12 protein-coding genes and 4 pseudogenes are annotated in these 11,722 nt (G+C 50.3%); 4 read left to right on the forward strand and 12 right to left on the reverse strand.

Going from position 1 to position 11,722, the window contains the following annotated elements; genetic code table 11:
* The 4 genes and pseudogenes from AX755_RS25400 to AX755_RS17675 form a co-directional block, all read right to left on the reverse strand.
* A pseudogene (locus tag AX755_RS25400) lies at nucleotides 1–103 on the reverse strand (IS5/IS1182 family transposase); the annotation flags it as partial.
* A 33-nt stretch (nucleotides 104–136) separates the two neighbouring features.
* Nucleotides 137–274, reverse strand: a pseudogene (locus tag AX755_RS24730) (sugar dehydrogenase); the annotation flags it as partial.
* A 65-nt stretch (nucleotides 275–339) separates the two neighbouring features.
* Nucleotides 340–1,041: a DsbA family oxidoreductase gene (locus AX755_RS17670; protein ID WP_008502228.1), complete on the reverse strand. Its 702-nt coding sequence runs from the start codon at nucleotides 1,039–1,041 to the stop codon at nucleotides 340–342.
* A gap of 65 nt (nucleotides 1,042–1,106) precedes the next feature.
* Nucleotides 1,107–2,213, reverse strand: coding sequence for an alkene reductase (locus AX755_RS17675; RefSeq protein WP_006687059.1), 1,107 nt, complete (start codon nucleotides 2,211–2,213; stop codon nucleotides 1,107–1,109).
* 212 nt (nucleotides 2,214–2,425) lie between these two features.
* Between AX755_RS17675 and AX755_RS17680 the strand changes: the two genes are divergently transcribed.
* Nucleotides 2,426–2,755 (forward strand): thioredoxin family protein, encoded by a 330-nt coding sequence (locus AX755_RS17680; protein ID WP_008502229.1) that lies wholly within the window; start codon nucleotides 2,426–2,428, stop codon nucleotides 2,753–2,755.
* 29 nt (nucleotides 2,756–2,784) lie between these two features.
* Here the strand turns inward: AX755_RS17680 and AX755_RS17685 are convergent, their stop codons facing one another.
* From AX755_RS17685 to AX755_RS17700, 4 genes are all read right to left on the reverse strand, one after another.
* Complete coding sequence (locus AX755_RS17685) at nucleotides 2,785–3,123, reverse strand: carboxymuconolactone decarboxylase family protein (protein WP_000888080.1); 339 nt, start codon at nucleotides 3,121–3,123, stop codon at nucleotides 2,785–2,787.
* 4 nt (nucleotides 3,124–3,127) lie between these two features.
* Complete coding sequence (locus AX755_RS17690; RefSeq protein ID WP_023304048.1) at nucleotides 3,128–3,709, reverse strand: TetR/AcrR family transcriptional regulator; 582 nt, start codon at nucleotides 3,707–3,709, stop codon at nucleotides 3,128–3,130.
* Nucleotides 3,710–3,850: 141 nt separating this feature from the next.
* Complete coding sequence (locus AX755_RS17695) at nucleotides 3,851–4,408, reverse strand: OsmC family protein (protein ID WP_000108589.1); 558 nt, start codon at nucleotides 4,406–4,408, stop codon at nucleotides 3,851–3,853.
* Nucleotides 4,409–4,592: 184 nt separating this feature from the next.
* Complete coding sequence (locus AX755_RS17700) at nucleotides 4,593–5,039, reverse strand: recombinase family protein (RefSeq protein WP_370464783.1); 447 nt, start codon at nucleotides 5,037–5,039, stop codon at nucleotides 4,593–4,595.
* Here AX755_RS17700 and AX755_RS17705 point away from each other — a divergent pair.
* The 3 genes and pseudogenes from AX755_RS17705 to AX755_RS17710 all read left to right on the forward strand — a co-directional run.
* A pseudogene (locus tag AX755_RS17705) lies at nucleotides 5,022–5,348 on the forward strand (recombinase family protein); the annotation flags it as partial. The gene AX755_RS17700 and the pseudogene AX755_RS17705 overlap by 18 nt on opposite strands.
* 190 nt (nucleotides 5,349–5,538) lie before the next feature.
* On the forward strand, nucleotides 5,539–5,694 hold the full coding sequence (locus AX755_RS25605) for a hypothetical protein (RefSeq protein WP_000074143.1): 156 nt from the start codon (nucleotides 5,539–5,541) through the stop codon (nucleotides 5,692–5,694).
* Nucleotides 5,695–5,742: 48 nt separating this feature from the next.
* The gene (locus AX755_RS17710; RefSeq protein WP_166791864.1) at nucleotides 5,743–6,735 is read left to right on the forward strand and encodes a hypothetical protein; all 993 of its coding nucleotides are present in this window, start codon (nucleotides 5,743–5,745) and stop codon (nucleotides 6,733–6,735) included.
* On the opposite strand, the gene AX755_RS25980 is transcribed toward AX755_RS17710, so the two are convergent.
* The 4 genes and pseudogenes from AX755_RS25980 to AX755_RS17725 form a co-directional block, all read right to left on the reverse strand.
* On the reverse strand, nucleotides 6,674–6,901 hold the full coding sequence (locus AX755_RS25980) for a hypothetical protein (RefSeq protein WP_306292279.1): 228 nt from the start codon (nucleotides 6,899–6,901) through the stop codon (nucleotides 6,674–6,676). The genes AX755_RS17710 and AX755_RS25980 overlap by 62 nt on opposite strands.
* Nucleotides 6,883–7,863, reverse strand: a pseudogene (locus AX755_RS17715) (IS5-like element ISKpn26 family transposase). The gene AX755_RS25980 and the pseudogene AX755_RS17715 overlap by 19 nt, the downstream one beginning before the upstream one ends.
* A gap of 40 nt (nucleotides 7,864–7,903) precedes the next feature.
* Complete coding sequence (locus AX755_RS17720; RefSeq protein WP_023304011.1) at nucleotides 7,904–9,196, reverse strand: DUF2254 domain-containing protein; 1,293 nt, start codon at nucleotides 9,194–9,196, stop codon at nucleotides 7,904–7,906.
* A gap of 63 nt (nucleotides 9,197–9,259) precedes the next feature.
* Complete coding sequence (locus AX755_RS17725) at nucleotides 9,260–11,257, reverse strand: BCCT family transporter (RefSeq protein ID WP_008502232.1); 1,998 nt, start codon at nucleotides 11,255–11,257, stop codon at nucleotides 9,260–9,262.
* Nucleotides 11,258–11,722 lie beyond the last annotated feature (465 nt).

Here is an 11,722-nt window from a genome sequence, read left to right on the forward strand (position 1 = left end):
TGATGAGGGCTTTATTGTAGGTGGGCCAGTTGGTGATTTTGAACTTTTGCTTTGCCACGGAACGGTCTGCGTTGTCGGGAAGATGCGTGATCTGATCCTTCAACTCAGCAAAAGTTCGATTTATTCAACAAAGCCCCGCTTCGGCTTTGTCTTTTTTATTCCCGGTCAGCACCACACTGCCGCCCGCTTCCAGTACCATGCGTGCCACGGCGAGACCCATGCCGCTGGTGCCGCCGACGACAAGCAGTTTTTTACCTTTGAAAAATGTATTCATTTTCAGACTCCATTACTGGTGGGTAAGACGTTGCCGGCAGCGTGAAACTGCCGGCGGTTGACGGATTAAATGCTGCAGCCATCCGTTCCGCAGGTCTGACCCGCTGTGGCTGAAAATTCGGTTTGCTGTTCATCCCAGACCTGACGCAGGGCATTCAAAAAGTTGTCTGCCCCCTGAGCCCCGCTGATGGCGTATTTCTCGTTCATCACAAAAACCGGAACGCCGCTGAGGCCAATAGACTGTGCGTGGGCTTCATCGTCGGAAACGGTGGCGCGAAAATCGTCATTTTCCAGAGCGGCTTCGGCGTCAGCTTTCTCCATACCGGCTTCTACGGCCATTGCAACGAGCTGCTGACGGTCAAAGAGAGAGCGACCTTCGGTGATACTGCCGTGATAAAAACGTTCTTCCACCGCGTCCGCAATTCCGGCCTTACGCGCGGCAACCAGCAGGGTGTGTGCATCTTCTGTATCACCAAACATCATGCCGTCAAAGTTGTAGATCAGACCTTCAGATTTACCGGCGGTGCCCACCTGATTCATCATCAGCTCCGCTGAATGTTGACTGCCCAGTTTTTTAACGATGGCATCCTTAAAAGGCATAGCGGGAGTACCACCGGCCAGACGGTAGCTGTGATGACGGATCACCACCTGATCGCGAAATTCAAAGCGATTCAGACCCTGTTCAAATCTTTTCTTAGCAATCCAGCACCACGGGCAGACCAAATCTGACCAGATATCGATGGTGAGGGTGGGTTTCAGCGTTTGCATAATGATTCCTCAAAGACCTTGGGCGGTCGGGTCTCACTTATCAGAGAACCGCGACCGTATGGGATTTATTGCGCCTGCCAGACCGGGTAATCGGTATAGCCTTTTTCCGGGGAACCACTGACGCCGTAGTAGGTGGCGCGGTCACTTTCTGCCAGTGGCCAGCCGTTTTGCATTCTTTCAACCAGATCCGGGTTAGCGATGTAGGGCACACCAAATGCCACCAGATCCAGCTCATCATCTTCCAGAGCCTGCTCTGCGATATCACGGGTGAAACCGCCGGCAGCGATGATGGTGCCTTTAAACGTGTTGCGAAAACGGCGGCGGAATCCTTCCGGAAGTGGCGCTTTGGTGTACACCGGCTGATAGTAAAGGTGTACGTAAGCCAGCTCCCGCTGACCGAGCGCGTCGGTGATGGCTGACCAGGTTTGCTCTTCACCTTCATACGGCGCGAGGTCATAAATGCGGCCGAACGGTGACAGGCGCACGGCAACGTGGCTGTTACCCACGGCTTCCGCCACGGCGTCAATGGTCTCCAGCAGGAAACGCTGACGATTTTCCACCGAGCCGCCGTATTCGTCAGTGCGGGTGTTCAGTTCGCTACTGAGGAACTGGTCAAAGATGAATCCGTTTGCAGCCATGATTTCCACACCGTCAAAGCCGGCTTCCATCGCCAGGCGTGCGGAGTGCACGAAGTCTGCAGTGATGCGTTTCACTTCATGCGTTTCCAGCGCGCGTGGCTGGCTTGGTACAACCGGGCCCGGTTCTCCGGATTCGGTCAGCGCAAAAACGGTGGTATTGACCGCCTGAACGGTGCCCGCTGAAACCGGCGCTATGTGGCCTGGCTGAAGAGAGACGTGAGACATACGGCCGACGTGCCAGAGCTGCGCGAAAATACGGCCACCTTTGGCGTGAACCGCTTGTGTCACCTTACGCCAGCCCTGGACGTGTTCGTCGTTGTAGATACCAGGGGTATAGAGGTAACCCCGGCCTTCTTCTGAAACCGGCATCCCTTCGGTGATGAGCAGGCCAGCAGAAGCACGCTGTGCATAGTACAAAGCCACGACCTCATCCGGCACGTCATTCATGGTGCGGGTGCGGGTCATCGGTGCCATGACTACACGGTTTTTTAACGCCAGGCCAGACAGATTGTAGGGGGTGAAAAGCTTACTCATCGTATACCTCACAGAAACAAAAAGGAGTATCCCGGCAGGGATTTGCACAACCCGGAAGTATCATCGACCGGACGTCGCGCACTGGAGTTGCATAAACATCTGATGGATGGCAATATACCAACCATCTAGTAGGTAGGTCAACGGGTGTGCCGTATTTTTTTGTCATAACGCAGCCATTTCTGAATTGTCACTCATTTTGCGAGGTCATCACCATGCGTACATTAACAGCTTATAACGAAGATAATTTCCGCCAGATAGAGCAGTACAAAGGAATATCGGTGGTACGTTTCTCTGCACCCTGGTGTCCGCCCTGTCAGGCCAGCGAAGAAATGTTCAGTCAGTTTGCAGACCGGCTCGATGGAGATATTCAGGTGGGGAAAGTCAATGTAGATCAGGCGCCGGTGCTGACAACCAAATACGAGATCTGGGGGCTGCCGTCTGTGCTGATATTTCATGAAGGGCAATTAGTTAAACGCATACCGGGTGTGAAACCTGCATCGGTATATGCTCAGGCGATTGCGGACATAAAAAAAGGGCAGTAATGCCCTTTTAACGTGGAATTTATTAATGCTTAACCGCGTGCCTGACCGACGGCATCCAGAGTGCGGGCTGAATAAATGACCGCAGCGCCAGCGTTGAGGTTAATCGCCACGCCCAGCGCTTCAGCAATTTCAGCGTCGGTTGCACCGGCTTTCACAGCGGCGTCGGCGTGAAAAGCAATGCAGCCGTCGCAGCGAGTTGTGACTGCGCACGCCAGGGCAATGAGTTCACGCACTTTTGCGCCTAAAAGGTCAGTTTTGTTACCTGCGTTGCCCAGGGCAACCACGCCTTTCATGGTCTCGGGGGTCAGTTTGCCCAACTCGCCTAAACGTTGCATTAACTCTGAGCGATAGTTGTTCCAGTCCAGCATAGTGTCATTCTCCTGAATGTGGGGTATTAAGAAGCAGTTTTATATACTTAAGGCTGTTGGTGAAGACTTCGGGTCTGGCCGTTGCATGCGCCACTACGCTTGAGCCTTCACAGACATTAATGATCATCAAAGCAATATCTGATGGTTCGGCATGGGATGAAAACTCACCTGACTCCATGCCCGCCCTGACGACTTTTGTGAGCCACTCGATTTGCATATCGAAATAAAGTGATGTCTGTACAGTAATTGCCTGAGGCAGATTGGCGGTCTCTGCTGACAACGCACAACACAGTGGCAGTAGTGAAGCTTTATGGCTTTGCGCGAAGATATCGATGTAGGCCGCAATTCTTTTCTCCGCGCTTTTCTCAGTAGCCTCTATCTGCTCAAATACGCGTTGCGTATCAGAGAACGCCTGTATTACCACCTGCTCACCCAGAATATCTTTGGTCGGGAAATGGTGATGAATACTGGCCTTGGTGATACCCACTATTTTTGATAAATCAGCATAGCTGAATGCTGAATACCCTTTTTCGCGCATCAGGTGTTCTGCTTCGCTGAGCAGCCGTTCCCGTGTCATGGTTGTCATAATTACTCCATATAATCTACTAGTTGATAGATTATATTGTTGCTATTTTTCCGTAGCAAGTTGTATCACTGACTCAGTATCGTGCAGAGCTGAACGTCACTGCCATCCTGCATTCTGAATGGCAGCATTACATCTCTGACATCACGCCAGGCGTGTAATCATTTCAACCGGATTAGCCAGAGTATCGTGGATTGGCGAATTCTTTTGCATTTCGCTGACCAGCGCTTCTAACTCCTCGCGACTGGCGGTCTTGCTCGTAAGGTGAACATCGACGCGAATAGATTTCGCACCTTTACGCACGTTGCTGTCCAGCCCAAGGAAGCCGTTGAGGTTGATATCGAAATTAAGATCCAGCTCGATACCGTCCAGGTCGATCCCTTTTTCAGCAGCCATCATGGTGAGGGTGGCGGTATAACAGCCAGCCAGCGCCTGCATGATGTATTCAGTCGGGCTCATGCCGGTATCGGTGCCGAGTAAACCTGCGGGTTCATCACCGATATTAGAAAATTTCCCCACGCGGCTGGTATCGATAACGCCGTTCTGGATTGTGGCGCCGGTCTCTGTGCGAACGGTTAATCCGCCGCTGGAACGGGCTTTCATCTGGAAAGTCAGGTTACCCAGGCCAGGCTGGCTGCGAACTGCTTCACGGGTATTGTGGATCGCAGCTGCGTCTGCAGAAGGTTTAACGGTAGTAGACATAATGGCTCCTGTAATTTCTTGATAAAAGTTATAGCTGGTGTAATCAGTGCCAACCATCTAGTTGGTAGGTTAATATCGCGAACCTCTTTTGTCTACTCTTTTATAAAAAATAGGGGGAAAAGAACCCAGAAGGCTGTTTTATTTCATAATAACCATTTGATTTTTTTATAATCTTCCCAGCCGCTCACTCTTGCAGCAATCCAGCCTTTACCCGAAGGATAGTCTGGCGGGTGGTATTAAATTCCCGGGCAATAGCACTGATACTGATGCCAGCATTTAGGCGCTCTGTCACTGTTTGCTTTTGTTCCTCGCTCAGGATGGGAGGGCGACCGAAGCGTTTTCCAGCCGCTTTTGCCCTCGCAATACCTGAATGCGTTCGCTCAAGCAGCAAATCCCGCTCAAACTCCGCTACAGCAGAAATTACCTGCATAGTCATTTTTCCGGCCGGACTGGTCAAGTCAACGCCTCCGAGTGCGAGACAATGAACGCGAATATCTAAAGCCGCCAGTTGCTCTACTGTTTTTCGGATATCCATCGCATTACGACCCAGACGGTCAAGTTTGGTGACAATCAGTACATCCCCATTTTCCATGCGATCTAGCAACCGGATAAATCCGGTATTCGCGTACACTGCCTCGCGCTGGGTGGCGTGGACCTCACCAGCGCGGCCGGAAAGATGACCATGCAGGTCATTTCGGCTGTGGCTGAGTTTGAAAAGGACCTGCTGATTGAACGCACGCATTCCGGCCTGGCAAGGGCTAGGGCAGCAGGCAAACGGTTTGGCCGGCCGCCGGCGCTTAACCAGGAACAGCGGCAGGCAGCGCTTGAACAACTGAAAGCAGGTGCCAGTATCAGCGCCATTGCCCGCGAGTTTGGGACCTCACGACAAACCATCATGCGCCTGCGTGGCGATGCAGTCAGCCCGGAGTTACCAGATTGACATCCACCCCCGACACAATCCGCTGAAGGAATGGCAATTCTGTTCACCACATTTGCTAAGAGATCAGGACTTACTTTGTAATCTGGAAGTACATCGAAGTTGCAACAATAGTACACTATTGCGTGACGTAGATTCGTGACGTATAGTTACTGCAACTTATTTGTTTATAACTACCGTCAGGTACAAAATTATGTCTCCAGCACAAGCTAAACAAAAGCAGCATGAACGCTACGAAGCCGTAGCGGTGCAGGTTTTGCGTGGTCGTGCCGGTTACAAACCTGCCGTGAAAAGCCGCTTCAGTAAGTCAGCCAGTAGCAAATTCTCTCATACTATCGCTTTTGCCTGATCCTGAACTTTGAGGCACAATAAACCATCATTCGCTGATGGTTTTTTTATGCCTGTTCAAGACGTTATTCCCCCCTATGAGCAGATGTACCTGCTAAATCAGCAGCTGATCTGCAACGCTGACCAGTTCAAACATGCCGTTATCACAGTTGGCGGTCAGGCTGTGCAATACTGGATATCCTATTATCATGCACAATATGGCGACAGATTGCCTGATGAGCGTCTCACCACTTCTGTTGACTGCGACTACAGCGCCCGGAAAGATGATATTGCGGCTATAGCAAAAACGCTCAACGTTAAGACGTGGGAGAACAAAGACGGCCAGCCCCCATCCCTTGGACAGTTTATGCTTATCGATCAGGACACACACGATATCAAACGGGATGATGGACGCTTATTTGCCGTACCGGATGCGCCTGACGAGCCAAATGTGGTGGATATTATCGACCGACCCGGAGGCTTTGACCGTTCTGATTTTCTGGGGGAAAAGCTTTACCTGTATACCGCCCCGTTTTATGTAGAAGCAACCGGCCCCGGTATGCCTGAAATGAATGAAAAGGTAAGGGTGTTGAACCCTGTCGCCTGTATGCGCTCGCGCTTTAGCAATCTGATTGCCTTGCGCCGTGATGCTGAAATTGAAATTGCGCGTATTAACGCGCTCAAGATCCCGTGTTATTTCTTTCTCATCGAACAGTTTGATGAACAGCCGTTCAAAGTTGCACGAGGAATCTTTATGGATTTGTGGTGGCTCGCGAATGACGAAAGCTGTCTGCGCCATCAGGCCTTCTGGCATAGCTGGCAGGGGCCGCTTCTTGAAGGGCAACAAAGTAACAACATCACTCTGATTGATGTGTTGGAAGGCGTACATGCATACCTGGAAGGGCATCTTGATGACTTTGAAATACCGGAAGCCTTTGTCACCAAAGAATTACCGCTAAAGCTCGCACAGCTGCGTGAACGCTGGGAGCGTTACGTGGTACTCAATGCTGAATGGGCAGCAAGAGGGCGCAGGGGATTTGAACGTAATCGCCGTGATGATTAGGGAAGGTGCGAATAAGCAGGTCATGTCTTCCCAAGCTGACTCGTTGATTAAAATTTCGCGGATCTGGGCCGATTTTTTTCCCGCAAACACATCGAATCAGCCTATTTAGGCTATTTTTTCCACCATTTCTGGCGTTATTTCCGGTTTTTACTGAGATCTCTCCCACTGACGTATCATTTGGTCCACCCGAAACAGGTTGGCCAGGGTGAATAACATCGCCAGTTGGTTATCGTTTTTCAGCAGCCCCTTGTATCTGGCTTTCACGAAGCCGAACTGCCACTTGATGATGCGAAACGGGTGCTCCACCCTGGCACGGATGCTGGCTTTCATGTATTCGATGTTGATGGCCGTTTTGTTCTTGCGCGGATGCTGCTTCAAGGTTTTTACCTTGCCGGGACGCTCGGCGATCAGCCAGTCCACATCCACCTCGGCCAGCTACTCGCGCTGTAGCGCTCCTTGGTAGCCGGCATCGGCTGAGACAAATTGCTCCTCTCCATGAAGCAGATTACCCAGCTGATTGAGGTCATGCTCGTTGGCCGCGGTGGTGACCAGGCTGTGGGTCAGGCCACTCTTGGCATCGACACCAATGTGGGCCTTCATGCCAAAGTGCCACTGATTGCCTTTCTTGGTCTGATGCATCTCCGGATCGCGTTGCTGCTCTTTGTTCTTGGTAGAGCTGGGTGCCTCAATGATGGTGGCATCCACCAAAGTGCCTTGGGTCATCATGACGCCTGCTTCGGCCAGCCAGCGATTGATGGTCTTGAACAATTGACGGGCCAGTTGATGCTGCTCGAGCAGGTGGCGGAAATTCATGATGGTGGTGCGATCCGGCAGGGCGCTATCCAGGGATAATCGGGCAAACAGGCGCATGGAGGCGATTTCGTACAGGGCATCTTCCATGGCACCGTCGCTCAGGTTGTACCAATGCTGCATGCAGTGAATACGCAGCATGGTCTCCAGCGGATAGGGCCGTCGGCCATTGCCCGCCTTGGGATAAAACGGCTCGATGACAGCGGTCATATTCTGCCATGGCAGAATATGCTCCATGCGGGAGAGGAAAATCTCTTTTCGGGTCTGACGGCGCTTAGTGCTGAATTCACTATCGGCGAAGGTGAGTTGATGGCTCATGATGTCCCTCTGGGATGCGCTCCGGATGAATATGATGATCTCATATCAGGAACTTGTTCGCACCTTCCTTAGGATTTTCGCCACTGAATAAATTATAATAAATTGATTTTATAAGATATTCGTCATGGGCTATATGACCAGTACGAGTTGCATGCTCTAATGTTTCAGATGCCAGTATATGTGCGGCTTCAGCAAACATCCCAGGCCAACCCTTACTCAGCATAGACAGTCCTTTAAGGACTCTTATCTGAATCTCCCTCATACTCGCACCATCACGTGCAACAGGTAAGAAAAAGTCTTCCAGTAGGTCTTTGATCTGAAGTGGCGCAACATGTACTGAAGGATATATCACTTCAGTTTCATCTATTTTATTCTGCGCGTAAGCGGAGAGTATTCGAACACCTCTGCCAATGACATCAATCGCAGTACCGGGATCGTTTACTGCGGGCGAAAGGGCCCTGCAGGCTATTTCGGCCATGACGCTGAGACAGAATCGGGGATCCTGAGCAAATGAACGCACATCCGAGACAATGATCGTTTCAAGTAAATCGGTACAGATTGATGACTCCTGACCAGAACTCAGGTACAAAACTGGCATCGATGGATGTATGAAACTGCCTGGCTGCGCCACAAGATATACATGACGAGGATCATTGCTCAGCAGACTGCCGAGCTTGACCATGTCAATATATTCAACATAGCCAATTTTCTCCGGATATACGGCAACAGTTCCTTTTGGTTGTTCATTGTTCTCAAGCCATGGATATCCGCCAAGACATGGACTTTTTGCTCTCGCAATAAATGTCTCGATCGCCGCCTGTTCTACTTTTGCTGTTGTCTCACCTACCCTGCCCAGAGAGGTCAAATGCTGTATCCAGCGAAGCAATGTGATGATTATTAAGGCAATGACAACCAGTGTTACAATGAATAAAATGACTCTACCCCTTTCTCCGTAGGCTCCCATATTGAGGGCAATAATCCCTACCAGGCTGAAGAGAAAAGAACCGATAAAAGTGGCCAGTACATTTTGTGTGGTTACGTCTTCTACAACTAAACGCGTGGCTCTGGGCGTCACATTAGTAGTGGCTGAACCGTAAGCGGTGACCATGATACTCAGTGAAAATGTGGTCACCGCCAGCATACTCGATGCCAGTATGTTCAGAATATTATCAACTGCTTCCGCACCAACCTTCACTGATACTGACTCTGGGATCATTGATCTAAAAAGAATAGATAAAAGGGCCGTTATTATTGCTACCATTGCAAATAACGTTGCCCTGAACCATAGTTTTTTAAGTGTCTGCCTGAGAATCCATTGCCAGCGTAAAATCATTCAGCATATCCTTGTATTAAGTTCGGGAAAATAAATGCCGCCCGGCAGGACGGCATTTTTGTATTAACGAACGAGGTGCAGGAAGTGCAGGTGTTTTTCGTACTGGTCCAGTATGTCATTAATCAGCTGTTCCTGATTCCAGCCCATCACATCATAGTTTTGACCGCCTTCTTTCAGATAGACCTCAGCGCGATAATATCGATGTTGCTCAACCTGCTGCTCGTCATTGTCCATTGCAGCCATGGCGAAAGCCGGTGAGTTATAGCCACGAAGTCTCACTTCATAAATAAAGTTCAGCTCATTGCCCAAATCGACTTCAAGCCGAATTCGTTCGTCATCAGTATCACTTATATGGCTTATCGTTCCCTGTTTATTCAGTTCTTCCTGAACCAGCGTCATGGCGGGCTGGATAACGTCGCCCATAAAGCGTTTCACAAGAGAGCGCTTTGGCAGATAAGCGATATTGCGCAAGCGTCTCTGCCATGGAATCGGGTTACGCGCTGCAGTCGGAGCAATAGTCGCCATGCTCAGGCTTTCACGCTTGGTCAAATCCCGACGCAGGGCTTTTAATAATCCGTATATGGATATCAGTAAAATCACTGAGAAAGGTAATGCGCTCGCTATTGTCACGGTTTGCAGCGCGCTCAGTCCCCCCGCAATCAGCAGTGCGATTGCCACAATCCCTATGAGCGAGGCCCAGAAAATTCGCTGCCATACAGGCGTGTTAGCGACGCCACCCGATGCCAGCGTATCAACAACCATTGCCCCGGAGTCAGCCGAGGTGACAAAGAAGACAATGACCATCGCCATTGCAATAAATGACAGCACGGAAGAAAACGGGAAATGCTCCAGGAAATTAAACAGGGCCAGCGCGACATCCTGCTGAACGGTATTGGCGAGATCAGCCGCCCCCTGGTGCATAATGAGATAGATTGCGCTGTTACCAAACACCGTCATCCACATGAGCGTGAAGCCGGCGGGAACAAACAGCACGCCGGTGACAAACTCGCGAATGGTTCGACCGCGCGAGACTCTTGCGATGAACATCCCCACAAACGGCGACCATGAAAGCCACCATCCCCAGTACAGTAATGTCCAGCCCCCCAGCCAGTTGCTCGACTTAGGTTCATACGCATAAAGGTTAAAAGTTTTACTCACCAGTTCAGAAAGATAACCGCCCGTATTTTCCACAAATGACTTCAGCAGAAGCACGGTTGGTCCCAGACACAGGACCAGCGCCAGCAGCAGCACTGCCAGGCCCAGGTTGAGCTCAGACAGTATACGTATTCCCTTGTCCAGGCCGGACACCACCGAAATCGTCGCTAAACCAGTGATGACAACGATTAGAATCACCTGCACCGTTTCATTAATAGGCACCCCGAAAAGATGATTCAAACCAGCATTCACCTGCAAAACACCGTACCCCAGCGATGTCGCAACGCCAAAGACGGTGCCAATAACGGCGAAAATATCAACCGCATGGCCTACAGGTCCGTATATGCGCTCGCCAATAATGGGATAAAGTGCGGAACGCAGCGTTAAAGGCAGACCGTGACGGTAACTGAAAAAGGCCAGGATCAGTGCCACAATGGCATAGATTGCCCATGCGTGCAGGCCCCAGTGGAAGAACGTCAGGCGCATTGCTTCCTTCGCTGCCGCAACGGTCTCTGGAGTGCCGACAGGAGGTGAAAGATAATGCATCACAGGTTCAGCAACGCCAAAGAACATCAGGCCGATCCCCATCCCTGCCGAGAAAAGCATCGCAAACCAGGAGTGATAGCTAAAATCAGGCTGCGCATGGTCCGGACCCAGTTTGATATCACCGTAGCGTGAGAGTCCCAGGAACGAGACACTCAGTAGAATCAGGGCCACTGCAAGGATGTAGAACCAGCTGGCATTCGTGAAGATTTGTTGCTGAAGTAGTTTAAAATTTTTGTCGGCGACATCCGGGAATACAGCGGCAAAGGCGACAAGAAGGAAAATTAACAAAGCAGATGTAAAGAATACCGCTTTGTTAATCTGGCTTTTAGACTTCTTTTGGATTGTATCATTTTCACTCATAATCATTTATTCCATTAATTAAAATCCGCACTGTATAGAGGGTACTACATCTCAAAGATTAGCAAACTTCAACTTACGATGCGGCGTCAATCGGAATGCAGAGTGCAAGAGTGGCCATACAGATATCCTGTTGATAGTCTGCCAGCCGTCTTCTGGAGCATTTGATTTGCATAAATTGCATCAGATCTGGGGATTCACTTTGATTAGAGCAATATTGAGAATGACTTACTAACGTCTGATGTTGCGTAAAGCGGGCTTTAAGGATGGTCGCAATGTCAGAGGTAAGGACAGACGTTCAGGATGCAAATAATCAGTGCCGGTTCGTCGCTGATTTTCCTTCAGGCTGACTTGTCCAAAACGAGTAACAATCGCCGGTGATGCTGCCAACTTACTGATTTAGTGTATGATGGTGTTTTTGAGGTGCTCCAGTGGCTTCTGTTTCTATCAGCTGTCCCTCCTGTTCAG

This window comes from Enterobacter sp. SENG-6, assembly GCF_001605945.1.
Taxonomy (GTDB): domain Bacteria; phylum Pseudomonadota; class Gammaproteobacteria; order Enterobacterales; family Enterobacteriaceae; genus Enterobacter; species Enterobacter cloacae.

Coding starts and splice junctions, on each gene's coding strand:
- AX755_RS17670 (WP_008502228.1), bottom strand. CDS start 1,041: ATGCAAACGCTGAAACCCACCCTCACCATCGATATCTGGTCAGATTTG.
- AX755_RS17675 (WP_006687059.1), bottom strand. CDS start 2,213: ATGAGTAAGCTTTTCACCCCCTACAATCTGTCTGGCCTGGCGTTAAAA.
- AX755_RS17680 (WP_008502229.1), top strand. CDS start 2,426: ATGCGTACATTAACAGCTTATAACGAAGATAATTTCCGCCAGATAGAG.
- AX755_RS17685 (WP_000888080.1), bottom strand. CDS start 3,123: ATGCTGGACTGGAACAACTATCGCTCAGAGTTAATGCAACGTTTAGGC.
- AX755_RS17690 (WP_023304048.1), bottom strand. CDS start 3,709: ATGACAACCATGACACGGGAACGGCTGCTCAGCGAAGCAGAACACCTG.
- AX755_RS17695 (WP_000108589.1), bottom strand. CDS start 4,408: ATGTCTACTACCGTTAAACCTTCTGCAGACGCAGCTGCGATCCACAAT.
- AX755_RS25605 (WP_000074143.1), top strand. CDS start 5,539: ATGTCTCCAGCACAAGCTAAACAAAAGCAGCATGAACGCTACGAAGCC.
- AX755_RS17710 (WP_166791864.1), top strand. CDS start 5,743: ATGCCTGTTCAAGACGTTATTCCCCCCTATGAGCAGATGTACCTGCTA.
- AX755_RS17720 (WP_023304011.1), bottom strand. CDS start 9,196: ATGATTTTACGCTGGCAATGGATTCTCAGGCAGACACTTAAAAAACTA.
- AX755_RS17725 (WP_008502232.1), bottom strand. CDS start 11,257: ATGAGTGAAAATGATACAATCCAAAAGAAGTCTAAAAGCCAGATTAAC.